The sequence below is a fragment of the Agrobacterium sp. SOY23 genome (assembly GCF_027212525.1).
GTDB lineage: Bacteria > Pseudomonadota > Alphaproteobacteria > Rhizobiales > Rhizobiaceae > Agrobacterium > Agrobacterium tumefaciens_I.
In genome coordinates, this window is sequence record NZ_JAPWDT010000003.1 from 210,268 (window position 1) to 223,831 (window position 13,564).

Consider the following 13,564-nt stretch of genomic DNA (forward strand, 5'->3'; position numbering starts at 1 on the left):
GCACCGGCGTCCGGAGGTCTCGGCTGCGCGGCTTGTGGCTCGATAGCCGTCATGGCGCGCAATTTTGTTTCTTTTCGCGCCGGCAGAATGTTTTTTCCTTTTGATCGTGCAATAGAGCGGTTATTTCCGCGTCAGAAAATGTACGCTTTGGTACACATTCGCAGCCTATTGACCGAGTCAGGACCGTTTAAATGACCGCTGAAGCCCCCTGCGCCCTTGCCGTGGATGATATCCACAAGGGTTTCGGCACACATGAAGTCCTCAAAGGCATCTCGCTCACCGCCCACAAGGGTGACGTCATTTCCATCATCGGTTCTTCCGGTTCCGGCAAGAGCACGTTTTTGCGTTGCATCAACTTCCTTGAAATCCCGGACCGGGGCAGGGTGATCGTGAATGGCGAGGAAGTGGCCATGAAACGGGACCGGCATGGCAAGGCCGTGCCGCAGAGCTGGCGGCAGGTGGAGCGTCTCCGCACCGGCCTCGGTATGGTTTTCCAGAATTTCAATTTGTGGGCGCACCGCACCGTGCTCGAAAACATCATCGAGGCATCGGTGCATGTCATGGGCGTAAAGCGGGCGGAGGCTGTCGAAAAGGCTGAAGCGCTGCTGCACAAGGTCGGTCTTTACGCGAAAAAGGATGCCTATCCGGCCTTTCTTTCCGGCGGGCAGCAGCAGCGGGCCGCGATTGCCCGCGCGCTCTGTGTCGAGCCCGCCGTGATGCTGTTCGACGAGCCCACCTCGGCGCTGGACCCGGAACTGGTGGGAGAGGTGCTGAAGGTCATCCGCGATCTCGCAGACGAGGGCCGCACCATGCTTCTGGTCACCCATGAGATGCGCTTTGCACGCGATGTATCGAGCCACGTCATGTTTCTGCATCAGGGCCGCGTCGAGGAAGAAGGCCCGCCGGAACAGATATTCGGCAATCCCTTCAGCGCCAGGTGCCGGGAATTCACCGGCACACTCATCAATTGATTTTACGTCTTTCGTCACAGGAGAATGAAATGAAATTCGTCGCCTCGTTGCTGGCCGGAACGGCTTTTGCACTATTCGCTTTTTCCGCCAGCGCCGAAGTCCGCTTCGGTGTCATGAATGAGAGCTATCCACCCTTTTTCGCGCAGGACGCCAGCGGCAAGTGGCATGGCTGGGAAATCGACCTGATGGATGCCGTCTGCGCCGAAATGAAGGAGAAATGCTCCATCGTCGCGCTTTCCTGGGATGGGCTTATCCCGGCGCTGGAAACCAAGAAGTTCGACGTGATCTGGTCTTCCATGTCCAACACGCAAGAACGCCAGGCGGTCATCGACTTCACCGACAAATATTACAACACGCCGAGCAAGCTGATCGGCGCCAAGGACGGAAAGCCGGGCGCGACGGCCGAGGACGTGAAGGGCAAGACCATCGGCATTCAGGTCGCCACCATCCAGTCCGCCTACTACGCGAAATATTTCAAGGATGCGGCCGACGAGAAGACCTACCAGACGCTGGACGAGGCTTTCCAGGATCTGGCGGCCGGCCGTATCGACTATGTGTTCGGCGACTCGCTCGTTCTCGATGCATTCCTGAAAAGCGATGCCGGCAAGGATTGCTGTGCAGATGCGGGCAATGTCGCCGACGATCCGGAAATCCTCGGCCTTGGCGTTTCCGGTGGCATTCGCAAGGACGACGCGGAACTGAAGCAGAAGCTGAATGCCGCCCTCGCTGCCGTCCGCGCCAGCGGCAAATATGACGAGATCACGAAGAAATACTTCAGCTTCGATATCTACGGCGCGAAGTAAGCTCGACAGATCCCGCAAATGGCAAGTTTCGAAAACATGGTGCAGCTTTTGTCTCCCTATCCTCCGGGATGGGGCGGCACGCTGCTGACTGGAGCGCTCTCGACGCTTGCCATTTCCGCCGGGGCTTATGTCATCGGTATCGTCATCGGCATGGCGGGCGCCCTGGGCAAGCTCTCGAACAACCGGCCGCTCGGTTTCATCCTCAATCTTTACACGACGCTGATCCGGTCCATCCCGGAATTGATCCTGATTGTCGGGCTCTATTATGCCGGAACCGACGGCCTCAACCGTTTGCTTGTGATGGCGGGCCTGCCGCCGCTGGAAGTCAACGGTTTCGTCGCCGCCGTCGCGGTGCTCGGCTTCGTGCAGGGCGCATACATGACGGAAGTGCTGCGCGGCGCGATACTGGCGATACCGAACGGCCAGGTCGAAGCGGCGCGGGCCTTCGGCATGTCGCCGTTGTTGAGGTTTCGTCGTGTCGTTCTGCCTGCGCTTTTGCCGAACGCCCTGCCGGGTCTTTCCAACCTCTGGCTTGCGGTGACCAAGGATAGCGCGCTGGTCGCCGTTGTCGGATATCAGGAACTGGCGCTCGCAACCCGTCTCGCCGGCGCCAGCACAAAGCAGTATTTTCTGTTCTTCATGGCGGCCGCCCTGTTGTATCTGGCGATCACGCTCGTTTCCAATGGCGTCTTCAGGCTGATCGAGCGGCGTGTCCGCCGTGGCCAGCCGGTTCTGGCGTGAGGGTGGGGCGATGAATTTCTCCTGGATCGAAAAATACTGGCCGCTTCTGCTGACGGGCGCGTGGCAGACCGTGGCCCTGCTGGTGATCTCCGTCAGCCTCGGTTTCATTCTGGCGATCGGCCTTGCTTTCGCGCAGGTCAGCGGCGGCCGGATGACCCGGGCGCTGGCGCGGGCTTATTGCACCTTCTTCCGGGGCACGCCGCTGCTCATCCAGCTCTGGCTGCTTTATTATGGCGTCGGCTCGCTGTTGCCGATGGTGCCCGGCTTGCGGCAGAGCTTCCTGTGGCCGGTGCTGCGCGAAGGTTTTTTCTTTGCCGCTGTCAGCTTCACCTTGAATTATGCCGCCTATGAAGCCGAGGTGCTGCGCGGCGCGCTGCTCGGTGTGCCGAAAGGCGAACTGGAAGCGGGAAAAGCCTTCGGCATGGGCCGCTTCACCCTTGCCCGGCGCATATGGCTACCGCGTGCGATCCGTACGGCGCTGCCGACGATTGCCGGCGAAGTGGTGATGCAGCTGAAAGCCACGCCGCTTGCCTTCACCGTTACCGTTATGGATCTTTATGCCGTCGCCTATAAGGTGCGGCAGGATACGCTGCTGGTCTATGAACCGCTGTTCGTCGTCACTGTTTTTTACCTCATCCTCACCGCCATCATTGCCCGCTGCTTCGGTTTCATCGAAGCGCAGGTGCCGGTGCGCAGATAGCTTACCAAGGAGTTTCCCATGAGCGATATTCGTATTCTGGATGGCGGCATGAGCCGCGAATTGCAGCGGCTCGGTGCGGAGCTGAAGCAGCCGGAATGGTCGGCGCTGGCGCTCATCAACGCCCCGGAAATAGTCCGGCAGGTGCATGCGGAATTCATCGAAGCCGGCGCCGATGTCGTCACGACCAATTCCTACGCGCTCGTACCGTTTCACATCGGCGAAGAACGCTTCCGGAAGGAAGGCGCATCGCTGATCGCGCTCTCCGGCCGGCTTGCGCGCGAGGCTGCCGATGCAGCGGGCCGCAGGATCACCGTGGCCGGCTCATTGCCGCCGATTTTTGGCTCCTACGAGCCGCAGAATTTTGATCCGTCCCGCGTTCAGGATTATCTGAAGGTTCTGGTCGACAATCTCGGTTCTTATGTCGATGTCTGGCTTGGTGAGACGCTGAGCCTCATCGCCGAAGGGGAGGCCGTGCGCCAGGCTGTCGCGGAAACGGGCAAACCGTTCTGGGTTTCCTTCACGCTGGATGATGAACCGGAGCAGGTGAAAGGCGGTGAACCGAAACTCAGGTCCGGCGAAACCGTACGCGCCGCTGCCGAATGGGCCGCGGGCTCGGGAGCGGCAGCGCTTCTTTTCAACTGCAGCAAGCCGGAGGTGATGAAGGCCGCAGTGGAGACGGCGTCCGCCGTCTTCAGGAAAAAGGGCGTATCCATCGAGATCGGCGTTTATGCCAATGCCTTTGAGGGAGAACAGGGCGATTCCGCCGCCAATGAGGGACTGCATGGCACGCGTGCGGATCTGACGGACGATGTCTATTCGCGTTTTGCCTGCGCCTGGGCGGATGCCGGCGCAACCATGATCGGCGGCTGCTGCGGCATCGGCGCGGCGCATATTCACAAGGTGGCCGGCGCACTTCGGGCGCGCTGAGGACCCCAGTAACCATTGGAGTTCGCGGCGGGCATGTGTCCGCCGCTGCTTTTTTGGCGTTACGCCGCCTCGCCGAAGCGGAAGGCGGCGAAGCCCTGTGTGTCCGTGGGGATTGCCCACACGCCGCCCGAAAATGGAACCTGTTTGAGCCGGTCTTCGGACATATTGTGACGGTGTGACGTCAGGAAAAGGGTCGTGAAATCGGGCCCTCCGAAGCAGGGCATGGTCGGGTGCGGAACAGGCGCCGCGATCGCGTCCGTCTGCTTGCCGTCTGGCGTGAAAACGTTCAACAGACCGGCGGAAACGCCCGCACTGTAATAGGTGCCGTTGCTGTCGAGACAGCCGCCATCGGGCCTTCCTGTCTCTTCCGTCATCTCCGCCACCAGCACGCCCTCATCGAAACTGCCGTTCCTGCTGTCGAATTTGCGCCGGCGTATCCATTTCTGGACGGAATCGCTCTGCCACATGATGGACCCGTCGAGGGAGAAGGCCAGCCCGTTCGGACAAGTCAGCCCGGTCTGCACACGCTCGGCGCTCTTTTCCGTTACCCGCCAGAGTTCGCCATAAGGCTGCATGTCCGAGAGCGGCACATTATGCATCGTCCCCACCCAGAAAGCGCCGTCGGGGCCTACGCGCCCGTCATTCAACCGGCACGGAATACCCTCCGGGGCCGGTATGGAATGGAGAACACGCGTCTTGCCGCTCTCCGGATCGAGGGTGACGATATCCATGCCGCAGGCGACGACGAGATCGCCGTTTTTACAAAGCCCGAGGCTCGACACGGTGTGGGGAAATGACCATTCGCGATATTGGCCGGGCGCGAGCGCAGCGGAGCGCACCGTCTTGCCCAGGATATCGCACCAGAAAAGCACCTGTCGGCGCTCGTCCCAAACAGGGGATTCCGCCAGCGTGCTCATGGTGTCGCACAGAAGTTTTGCTTGCGACATGGCAAGCGCTTGTCCGGGATTTGCCGTATTCATGATGCTCGAACCGTTGAAAATGATGCCGCAGCCTATTCGAAATAATCCTGATGGTTCTCGAAGACCTGCGACAGAATGCCGAGGACGCGCCTCAGATGTTTGCGCAATTCTTCGGCCGCAAGGGTTTCGTCCCCGGCCTTGATCGCCTCGTAAACCGCCTCATGTTCGGAAAGCAGCCGTGCCATATGTGCTTCGTCGGTGATGGCGAGCGCACGCAGGCGGTCCAGTCCGGCCTTTTCGCGGATCAGCAGGGTCTCCAGTCTTTCCAGCCCCGTCGCAGCCGCAAGCGCGCTGTGGAACTGGTCGTCATGCACACGGAAGGCCTTTCGGTCTCCCCTGCGCATGGCCGCGCGCTGGCCGCTCAGGGCATGTTCGATCTCCTGTTCGGCTTCCGGCGTAATGCCGATCTGGCACAGCCTGCAGACGGCGGCCACCTCCAGCGCCTCGCGGATGAACTGCGCGCTGCGGATGTGCTTTTCCGATAATTTCGAAACATAGGTGCCACGGCTTGGCAGGGTTACGATCAGGCCGTCATCTCTCAGCCGGCTCAGCGCTTCGCGCACCGGGGTGCGGCTGGAACTGAAGGATTGCCCGATCTCGTTTTCCGAGACCGCCTGACCGGGGAAAAGCTCCCGCGAAAGGATGGCGGATTTCAGCGCGGAATAGATTTGGTCGACGACCGGACGGTTGAGGTCCAGTCTCTCCATCGTCGGCACGGTGCCGCCTGTCACGGGAATTTTCGGCATATACCCTCCAGCGTTTTCATAACCGGTATACCGGAACACAAGTCTGTTGACAACCGGCATACCGGTATGCAATTGATCGCGCATTGGGAAGGAGGCTCCCGAAATGCAAAATATCAAGACCTGCGTCATCGTTGGTGCCGGAATGGTGGCGAAGACGCATGTGCTCGCCTGTGCGGCAAGTCCGGAAAAAATTCGTCTGAAGGGCATCGTCGATGGCGGTTCCGGCCGCGCAAGAGCACTGGCCGCCGAAGCGTCGAAACACGCCGGATATGAAGTTGCGGTTTATTCCTCGGTCGAGGACGCCGCGCGCGATGCGGATGTCGATTTCGCCATCATCGCGACGCCGCCGAATGCCCGCATCGATATCGTCGGACAGCTTGCGAAAGCCGGCAAACACATTCTGATGGAAAAGCCCGTCGCCCGTAACACTGAGGAAGCCGATGGTCTCGTCGCCCTCTGTCGCGAGGCGGGCGTTACGCTCGGCATCATCTTCCAGCACCGTATGCGGGCTGCATCGCAAAAGGCCCGTGAACTGGTCGACAGCGGTACGCTCGGAGCGCTCGGTCTCTGCGAAATTTCCGTGCCATGGTGGCGCGCCCAATCCTATTATGATGAACCCGGCCGCGGCACCCTGGCGCGTGATGGCGGCGGTGTTCTGATCTCCCAGGCAATCCATACGATCGATCTGGCATTAAGCCTCACGGGACCGGTCTCGCGGGTTCAGGCCATGGCGGCGACAACGCGTTTCCATCGCATGGAAACCGAAGATTATGTCGCGGCCGGCCTGCGCTTCAAAAATGGCGCCGTCGGTTCGCTGGTGGCGAGCACGGCAAGTTTTCCCGGTGCGGCGGAATCGATCCTGCTCCACTTCGACAATGGCAGCCTGCGGCTCGCCTCGGGCCTGTTGCATGTCGACTGGCGCGATGGCCGGCACGAGACCTTCGGCGGCGCGGCCTCCGGCACGGGCGGTGGCGCTGACCCCATGGCTTTCACGCATGAATGGCATCAGGGCGTCTTCGAGGATTTCGCAGACGCCATCTCTTCAGGACGCCCGCCGGTCGTCACCGGTGAAGCGGCTCTTTTGTCTCACAGATTGATCGACGCGATCATCAACTCGGCCGACACCGGCAAGGAAGTGGAACTGCAGGATGACTAAAGCAATCAAGTTCGTCGCTCTTGGCATAGAGCACCGGCACATTTTTGGCATGGCCCAGAACCTGCTGGACGCCGGCGCGGAATTCGCTGGCTGGTGGACCGAAGGCGAACCGGATGTCGTGGAAGGCTTCGTCAAGCGCTTTCCGAATGTGCCGCGTGCGGCATCGAAGGAGGCTCTGCTGGCCGATGGCACCGTCGATCTCGTGGTGATCGCCGATATTCCGTCCAAGCGCGCCGATCTCGCGATTGCCGCCATGGAAGCCGGCAAGGACGTCATGTCGGACAAGCCTGGCTGCACCACCTTCGAACAGCTCGATCGCCTTCGCCAGACCGTGGCGAAGACCAAGCGTATCTGGACCGTCGATTTCTCCGAACGCTTTGAAGTTCCAAGCGTGACCAAGGCGGCTGAACTCGTCGCACAGGGCGCCATCGGCCGCGTCATCCAGACCGTTGGCCTCGGCCCGCATCGTCTGAACCGCCAGATCCGTCCGAAGTGGTTCTTCGAGCGCGAAGCTTACGGTGGCATCATCACCGATATCGCCAGCCACCAGATCGACCAGTTCATGTTCTTCACCGGCTCGACCGAAGTGGAGATCGTGGCCGCCACCGTTGCAAATTACGCCAACCCCGGCGATCCGGGCCTGCAGGATTTCGGCGAAGTCGTGCTGCGCGGCGACAAGGGTCACGGTTATATTCGCGTCGACTGGTATACGCCGGATGCGCTGCCGACCTGGGGTGACGGCCGCCTGACCATCCTCGGCACCGAGGGTTACATCGAACTGCGTAAATATGTCGACGTCGGCAACACCGAAGGCACGGACCGCCTCGTTCTCGTGAACGGCGATCGCTGCGAGTACATCGACGCTTCCGATGCGGGCCTGCCCTATTTCGCCCGTATCTGCGACGATATCCGCAACCGTACGGAAACGGCGATGACGCAGGAACACGTCTTCAAGGTCTGCGATCTGTCGCTGCAGGCACAGGCCAAGGCCGAGGGAGCTTCGAAATGATCGGTGTTGCCATCATTGGCGCCGGCATCGGCGCCCAGCATCTGAGCGGTTATCGCGCCCTGCCGAAGCGCTTCGTCGTCAAGGCGATCTGCGATCTCGATCTGGAACGTGCCCGCGCCGTGGCAGGCGACGACACGTCGATCCGCCTGACCACCGATCTTGACGAGGTTCTGGCAGATGAGAACATCCAGCTCATCGACGTCTGCCTGCCGCCGCACCTGCATTTCCCGGTGACGCTGAAGGCGCATGCGGCGGGCAAGGACGTGGTCTGCGAAAAGCCGCTCGTTCGCTCGCTGGAAGAGGCAAATGCACTGATCGAATCCGTCAAGAAGACCGGCCGTGGCGTGTTTCCGGTCTTCCAGTACCGTTTCGGACACGCAATGCGGCAGCTGCGTGCGCTCATCGATGCCGGTCTTGCGGGCAAGGCCTTTGTCGCAAGCTCGGAAGTTCATTGGAACCGTGGCGCCAGCTATTACGACATTCCGTGGCGAGGTACGTGGAAGGGCGAGTGCGGCGGCGCGATCCTTGGCCACGCCATCCACGCCCATGATCTTCTCTGCCACATTCTCGGCCCGGTCGATGAAGTTTTCGCCATGGCCGACACGCGCGTCAACACGATCGAAACCGAGGACTGCGCAGCCCTTAGCTTCCGCATGAAAAGCGGTGCGCTGGCAACGAGTTCGGTCACGCTTGGTGCGGCCGAAGATACGTCGCGCCTGCGCTTCTGCTTTGAAGGGTTCACCGCCGAAAGCGGTACGCTGCCCTATCGCCCGGCGGAAGACACATGGCGTTTCATCGCCCGTGCACCGACGACGCAGGACCAGATCGACGCCGTTCTGGCAACGGTGGCCGATGGCGAAAACGGCTTTGCCGGTTTTGTCGAAGCCATTGCCGACGCGATGGAAGGACGCGGCGGCAAGGAAGTGACGGTCAAGGACGGCTTGCAGTCCATCGAACTCGTCACCGCCATCTATCGCTCGGTGCGGGAAGGAAAGCCGGTTCGCCTGTCCGACGCCGCCGAAGGCGAGTGGATCAAGGGCTGGGCTCCGCGCGCATCCGCTAACGCATAATCATCTAAGGGAGGAAAAGAGATGATCGGTAAATATAGCATGGCATTGGCGCTCGCCATTGGCGCGGCGTCCTTTGCAGGCGCTGCTCAGGCGGCCCAGGAAGTGCGCTTCACCTGCGCTTATGACGGTAATGGCTGCGAGATCCTCAAGGACATTCTCGCGCGTTACGAAAAACAGCATCCGGACGTGAAGATCGTCACCGACGTCGTGCCTTACAAGGCGCTGCTGGAAGGCCTGCCCGTCCAGCTCGCCGGCGGCAGCGGCCCGGATTTCGCAACCGTGACCGACCTTGGCGGTCTCAATCGCTATTATCTCGATCTCACGCCCTATGTGGACGCGAAATATTGGGAAGACAATTTCTCCAACGTGCTGAAATGGTACCGCAGCGGCCCTGACGACAAGGGCATCTACGGCATGCATACCCAGCTCACCATCACCGGTGCCTTCATCAACCGCACCCTGTTCGATCAGGCCAATGTGGCCGTTCCCGGCAGGGATGCGACGCTGGACGATTGGGCAAAGGCCGCAAATGCCGTCGCCAAGGCAACCGGCACGCCCTATCCGATGGCAATCGACCGTTCCGGCCACCGCATTGCCGGTCCGGCCATCTCCTATGGCGCGAAGATTTTCGACGCGGATGGAAAGCCGATCCTCGTCGATGAAGGTTTCACCACCTTCGTGAAGAAGTTCGTGGAGTGGAACAAGGACGGCACCATGGCGCGTGACGTCTGGGCCGGGCAGGGCGGCAATACCTATCGTGATGCCGCGCAGGAATTCATCAATGGCCAGCTGGTCTATTATTATTCCGGCAGCTGGCAGACTGCACGCTTCGACAGCCAGGTGGGCGATGCCTTCGACTGGGAAGTCGTTCCGCAGCCCTGCGGTGGCGCTGCCTGCACCGGCATGCCGGGCGGTACCGGCGTCGTTGGCTTCAAGCAGACCAAGAACCCGAAGATCGTTGCCGATATCCTCAACTTCCTCGCTCAGGATGAGAATTATCTCGACTTCTCGGTTCGCACCCGCAACGTTCCGGCTCACAAGGCCGTGGCTGAAAAGGGCGTGACCTATACGGGTGCAACGCCTGCGACGCAGAAGGCCATGAATGCCTGGCTCGATCAGATCCCCAGCCTTAGCCCGATTGCCTATACCTATCAGGGCTACAAGAACAACCGCGCCATGTTCAACATCTCCGTCCAGCGCATCACCCAGGCCATCGTCGGTGAAAGCACCGTTGATGAAGCCATGGCCCGTGCGAAGACGGACCTCGAGGAAGCGTTGAAACAGGCGAAGTGATCCATCGCCTTCCGGCGCGGCGCATGCCGCGCCGCGCCGGATCGAAGGAGGACCCTCATGTATAAATTTCTTGCGCCCGTCATGGGCATTGTCGAATTGCCCTTTGCCTTCCTGCAGAAGGTTCTCGGCCACCGGCGGATCGCCTGGGCGTTTCTGACACCCAACCTGATCCTGTTTGCGGTCTTCGCCTTTCTGCCGATCGTGCTGAACATGGCCTATTCCGTGACCGGCAGCGAACACATATTGCTTTCGGAACGCCCTTCGGTGGGCGGCGAAAACTTTTCGGTCCTTCTCTCCTGTCAGAATTACCTTGACCCCAATTCCTGTCAGCGCGACCTGTTCTGGCGCTCCGTCTGGAACACGCTGTTCTTCGTCGTGCTGCAGGTGGGTTTCATGGTCGGTTTTTCGCTGATCACGGCCATCGTCCTCAACCGCGATATCCGGGCCCGGGGTTTCTTCCGCGCGGTGTTCTTCTTCCCGGTTCTGCTGTCGCCCGTCGTTGTTGCGCTGATCTGGAAGTGGATCCTCCAGCGTTTCGGCGTTCTCAATGCGGCGATGGAGGGGCTCGGCCTCGGTTCGGTGGACTGGCTGCTCGAAGCCAATCTTGCCTTCGGCTGGTCGGTCTTCCTGTCGGTCTGGGCGCATATGGGCTTCTACACGCTCATTCTTCTGGCCGGCCTGCAGGCGATCCCGCGTGATGTCTACGAGGCGGCGCAGCTCGACAAGGCAAGCCCGTGGCGCATCTTCCGGCGCATCACCCTGCCGTTGCTCGCACCCACCATGCTCGTCGTTCTCGTCCTGTCGCTCATCAAGGGCGTGCAGACCTTCGATGAAGTCTTTGCCTTCACGGGTGGCGGCCCGGGTTCGGCGACCACCTTCATCATTCAGTTCATCTATCAGACCGGCTTTGCCGGGACGCCCCGCAATTTCGGCCTTGCGGCTGCCGCTTCGCTGCTGCTCGCCGTGGTGCTCGTGGTGCTGACCGCCCTGCAATTCCGGGCAAACAGGAGCAAGGTCGATGGCTAGGATTGGCGCATTTCTGACCCGTACCCGCGGCCGCAACGGCAAGCTGCACTGGACTGACTGGTTGTCCTACGCCTATCTCGGCGTGGCCGTGCTGATGATGTTCGGTCCCGTCGTCTGGCTCGTGCTCTCCTCATTCAAGACGGAAGCCGATCTCCAGCGCTTTCCGCCGCGCCTTCTGCCTTACACACAGGAAACCGTGGTGGTGGATGGGCAGGCAGCGCCGCTGCCGGCTTATGTCGACAAGGATGGCCGCAAGCTCGGCATGGTTCGCCGCATCGGCCTCGTGGCCCAGGTGGTCGACCCTGCCAAGCCGGCGGAAGTGCTGAAGATACCGTTCAACGAGCTGAAGCCGGCCGAAAAGGTGGCGCTCGCGACGGAAAACTACACCGAGCTTTTCCAGCGTTTCAATTTCCCGCTCTATTTCTGTAACTCGACCTTCATCACGGTGACCTCCACCCTCATCATGCTGATCGTCAATTCCATGGCGGCCTTCGCGCTCTCGAAATATCAGTTCAAGGGCAGGGGCGTGGTGCTGGCGCTGGTCGTCGGCACATTGATGATCCCGCAGACCGTCGTGCTCGTGCCGCTGTTCCTCATCACCAGCCAGCTCGGCATGATCAACAGTCTCTGGGGCGTCATCATTCCGGGTGCGGCGACACCGACCGGCGTCTTCCTGCTCAGGCAATATATGCTGACGATCCCGGATGAAATCCTCGATGCGGCACGCATGGACAAGGCCAGCGAGTGGAAGATCTACTGGCGCATCATCCTGCCGCTGTCGGCCCCGGCTCTCGCGGTTCTGGCGATCCTTGCGATCATGTGGCGCTGGAACGACTTCCTCTGGCCGCTGATCGTGCTGACCCGCAACGACAACTTCACCCTGCAGCTGGCGCTCAACTCCTTCCAGGGGGAGATGACGACGGAATGGAGCAATCTTCTGGCCATGACGGTGCTGACACTCGCCCCGATCGCGCTGGTTTTCATGTTCCTGCAAAAATACATCGCCACCGGCATTGCATCGACGGGCGGCAAATAATCCTCAGGGAGGAAACACGACAATGGCAAGTATTCAGCTTCGTCAGGTCAAAAAGACATATGGTGCCCTCGACGTGATCAAGGGTGTCGATCTCGATATCAAGCACGGCGAATTCTGCGTCTTCGTCGGCCCTTCCGGTTGCGGCAAGTCAACCTTGCTGCGCATGATCTCGGGTCTCGAGGAACTGAGCGGCGGCGATATCGTCATCGGCGGCGACGTGGTCAACACGGTACCGGCCGCGGACCGTGGCCTTGCCATGGTGTTCCAGTCCTATGCGCTTTATCCGCATATGACCGTGCGCGAAAACCTCTCTTTCGGGCTTGAAAACATCGGCACCCCCAAGAAGGATATAGCCGAGAAGATCAACCAGGTCGCCAAGATGCTGCAGATCGACCAGCTTCTGGAGCGTCGCCCGAAGGATCTGTCGGGTGGCCAGCGTCAGCGCGTCGCCATCGGCCGTGCCGTGGTGCGCGAGCCGCGCGTATTCCTTTTCGACGAGCCGCTTTCCAACCTCGATGCGGAGCTGCGCGTCGATATGCGCGGCGAGATTTCCAGCCTGCACCGGCGGCTCGGCAATACCATGATCTATGTTACGCACGATCAGGTGGAGGCCATGACCATGGCCGACAAGATCGCCGTTCTGCGCGCCGGCAAGCTCGAACAGTTCGGTGTGCCGCTCGATCTTTATAATCGCCCGGCCAACCTCTTCGTGGCGGGCTTTATCGGTTCGCCGAAGATGAACTTCTTTGCTGGCGAAGTAACTTCGGATGCAACGCCGTCGCTCAAGATCGCAACGGGCGAACTGATTCCCCTGCCGCAGACCGGCTTTGCCTACAAGCCCGGTCAGAAGGTGACGCTCGGCATCCGCCCGAACCATGTGCAGGCGGGTGGCGAAGGCGCATTGACCATGTCTGTGCGCACCGCCGAACAACTCGGTGGAGAATCCTATCTCTACGGTACTCTCGGGGATGGCACCCGGGTGACGCTGCATCTTTCCGGCCAGACCTCGACATCGGCGGACGAAGTCATCCGCCTGTCGGCACCGCTGGAACACATTCATCTTTTCGATACGACGAGCGGGCTGACGCTCCGGCAGGACTGACAGC

General features: G+C 60.7%; 14 protein-coding genes. 12 read left to right on the top strand and 2 right to left on the bottom strand.

Going from position 1 to position 13,564, the window contains the following annotated elements; all coding sequences use genetic code 11:
* Nucleotides 1-191 precede the first annotated feature (191 nt).
* Genes O3S81_RS09870 through O3S81_RS09890 form a run of 5 tightly spaced genes read left to right on the top strand, consistent with a single transcriptional unit; the run spans nucleotide 192 to nucleotide 4,142 of the window.
* The gene (locus O3S81_RS09870) at nucleotides 192-971 is read left to right on the top strand and encodes an ABC transporter ATP-binding protein (RefSeq protein WP_269342770.1); all 780 of its coding nucleotides are present in this window, start codon (nucleotides 192-194) and stop codon (nucleotides 969-971) included.
* A 29-nt stretch (nucleotides 972-1,000) separates the two neighbouring features.
* A complete protein-coding gene (locus tag O3S81_RS09875; RefSeq protein ID WP_269342771.1) occupies nucleotides 1,001-1,774 on the top strand; it encodes a transporter substrate-binding domain-containing protein in 774 nt (257 codons plus the stop codon).
* Between the two features lie 18 nt (nucleotides 1,775-1,792).
* Nucleotides 1,793-2,515, top strand: coding sequence for an ABC transporter permease (locus tag O3S81_RS09880; RefSeq protein WP_269342772.1), 723 nt, complete (start codon nucleotides 1,793-1,795; stop codon nucleotides 2,513-2,515).
* Nucleotides 2,516-2,525: 10 nt separating this feature from the next.
* Nucleotides 2,526-3,215, top strand: a complete 690-nt coding sequence (locus tag O3S81_RS09885) for an ABC transporter permease (RefSeq protein WP_269342773.1) — start codon at nucleotides 2,526-2,528, stop codon at nucleotides 3,213-3,215.
* Nucleotides 3,216-3,233: 18 nt separating this feature from the next.
* A complete protein-coding gene (locus tag O3S81_RS09890) occupies nucleotides 3,234-4,142 on the top strand; it encodes a homocysteine S-methyltransferase family protein (RefSeq protein ID WP_269342774.1) in 909 nt (302 codons plus the stop codon).
* A 59-nt stretch (nucleotides 4,143-4,201) separates the two neighbouring features.
* Here the strand turns inward: O3S81_RS09890 and O3S81_RS09895 are convergent, their stop codons facing one another.
* Both O3S81_RS09895 and O3S81_RS09900 read right to left on the bottom strand, forming a co-directional pair.
* Nucleotides 4,202-5,122 carry an SMP-30/gluconolactonase/LRE family protein gene (locus O3S81_RS09895; RefSeq protein ID WP_269342775.1) on the bottom strand — a complete coding sequence of 307 codons (921 nt, stop codon included), beginning with the start codon at nucleotides 5,120-5,122 and terminating at the stop codon, nucleotides 4,202-4,204.
* Between the two features lie 32 nt (nucleotides 5,123-5,154).
* Nucleotides 5,155-5,868, bottom strand: a complete 714-nt coding sequence (locus tag O3S81_RS09900) for a GntR family transcriptional regulator (protein ID WP_269342776.1) — start codon at nucleotides 5,866-5,868, stop codon at nucleotides 5,155-5,157.
* 103 nt (nucleotides 5,869-5,971) lie between these two features.
* On the opposite strand from O3S81_RS09900, the gene O3S81_RS09905 reads away from it, so the two are divergent.
* From O3S81_RS09905 to O3S81_RS09935, 7 genes are read left to right on the top strand one after another with little or no spacing between them, the layout of a single operon-like run.
* On the top strand, nucleotides 5,972-7,024 hold the full coding sequence (locus O3S81_RS09905; protein WP_269342777.1) for a Gfo/Idh/MocA family protein: 1,053 nt from the start codon (nucleotides 5,972-5,974) through the stop codon (nucleotides 7,022-7,024).
* Nucleotides 7,017-8,033, top strand: coding sequence for a Gfo/Idh/MocA family protein (locus tag O3S81_RS09910; protein ID WP_269342778.1), 1,017 nt, complete (start codon nucleotides 7,017-7,019; stop codon nucleotides 8,031-8,033). The genes O3S81_RS09905 and O3S81_RS09910 overlap by 8 nt, the downstream gene beginning before the upstream one ends.
* Nucleotides 8,030-9,103 (top strand): Gfo/Idh/MocA family protein, encoded by a 1,074-nt coding sequence (locus tag O3S81_RS09915; RefSeq protein WP_269342780.1) that lies wholly within the window; start codon nucleotides 8,030-8,032, stop codon nucleotides 9,101-9,103. The genes O3S81_RS09910 and O3S81_RS09915 overlap by 4 nt, the downstream gene beginning before the upstream one ends.
* Nucleotides 9,104-9,124: 21 nt before the next feature.
* Nucleotides 9,125-10,396 carry an ABC transporter substrate-binding protein gene (locus O3S81_RS09920; RefSeq protein WP_269342781.1) on the top strand — a complete coding sequence of 424 codons (1,272 nt, stop codon included), beginning with the start codon at nucleotides 9,125-9,127 and terminating at the stop codon, nucleotides 10,394-10,396.
* A gap of 57 nt (nucleotides 10,397-10,453) precedes the next feature.
* Nucleotides 10,454-11,422 (top strand): carbohydrate ABC transporter permease, encoded by a 969-nt coding sequence (locus O3S81_RS09925; RefSeq protein WP_269342783.1) that lies wholly within the window; start codon nucleotides 10,454-10,456, stop codon nucleotides 11,420-11,422.
* On the top strand, nucleotides 11,415-12,458 hold the full coding sequence (locus O3S81_RS09930) for a carbohydrate ABC transporter permease (RefSeq protein ID WP_269342784.1): 1,044 nt from the start codon (nucleotides 11,415-11,417) through the stop codon (nucleotides 12,456-12,458). Before O3S81_RS09925 ends, O3S81_RS09930 begins: the two co-directional genes overlap by 8 nt.
* Before the next feature lie 22 nt (nucleotides 12,459-12,480).
* Nucleotides 12,481-13,560, top strand: coding sequence for an ABC transporter ATP-binding protein (locus tag O3S81_RS09935; RefSeq protein WP_269342785.1), 1,080 nt, complete (start codon nucleotides 12,481-12,483; stop codon nucleotides 13,558-13,560).
* Nucleotides 13,561-13,564 lie beyond the last annotated feature (4 nt).

What these genes read in the sequence shown, in the direction of transcription:
- O3S81_RS09900 (WP_269342776.1), bottom strand. Translation starts at nt 5,868, where the DNA reads ATGCCGAAAATTCCCGTGACAGGCGGCACCGTGCCGACGATGGAGAGA.
- O3S81_RS09895 (WP_269342775.1), bottom strand. Translation starts at nt 5,122, where the DNA reads ATGAATACGGCAAATCCCGGACAAGCGCTTGCCATGTCGCAAGCAAAA.
- O3S81_RS09915 (WP_269342780.1), top strand. Translation starts at nt 8,030, where the DNA reads ATGATCGGTGTTGCCATCATTGGCGCCGGCATCGGCGCCCAGCATCTG.
- O3S81_RS09925 (WP_269342783.1), top strand. Translation starts at nt 10,454, where the DNA reads ATGTATAAATTTCTTGCGCCCGTCATGGGCATTGTCGAATTGCCCTTT.
- O3S81_RS09875 (WP_269342771.1), top strand. Translation starts at nt 1,001, where the DNA reads ATGAAATTCGTCGCCTCGTTGCTGGCCGGAACGGCTTTTGCACTATTC.
- O3S81_RS09930 (WP_269342784.1), top strand. Translation starts at nt 11,415, where the DNA reads ATGGCTAGGATTGGCGCATTTCTGACCCGTACCCGCGGCCGCAACGGC.
- O3S81_RS09910 (WP_269342778.1), top strand. Translation starts at nt 7,017, where the DNA reads ATGACTAAAGCAATCAAGTTCGTCGCTCTTGGCATAGAGCACCGGCAC.
- O3S81_RS09890 (WP_269342774.1), top strand. Translation starts at nt 3,234, where the DNA reads ATGAGCGATATTCGTATTCTGGATGGCGGCATGAGCCGCGAATTGCAG.
- O3S81_RS09870 (WP_269342770.1), top strand. Translation starts at nt 192, where the DNA reads ATGACCGCTGAAGCCCCCTGCGCCCTTGCCGTGGATGATATCCACAAG.
- O3S81_RS09905 (WP_269342777.1), top strand. Translation starts at nt 5,972, where the DNA reads ATGCAAAATATCAAGACCTGCGTCATCGTTGGTGCCGGAATGGTGGCG.
- O3S81_RS09935 (WP_269342785.1), top strand. Translation starts at nt 12,481, where the DNA reads ATGGCAAGTATTCAGCTTCGTCAGGTCAAAAAGACATATGGTGCCCTC.
- O3S81_RS09885 (WP_269342773.1), top strand. Translation starts at nt 2,526, where the DNA reads ATGAATTTCTCCTGGATCGAAAAATACTGGCCGCTTCTGCTGACGGGC.
- O3S81_RS09880 (WP_269342772.1), top strand. Translation starts at nt 1,793, where the DNA reads ATGGCAAGTTTCGAAAACATGGTGCAGCTTTTGTCTCCCTATCCTCCG.
- O3S81_RS09920 (WP_269342781.1), top strand. Translation starts at nt 9,125, where the DNA reads ATGATCGGTAAATATAGCATGGCATTGGCGCTCGCCATTGGCGCGGCG.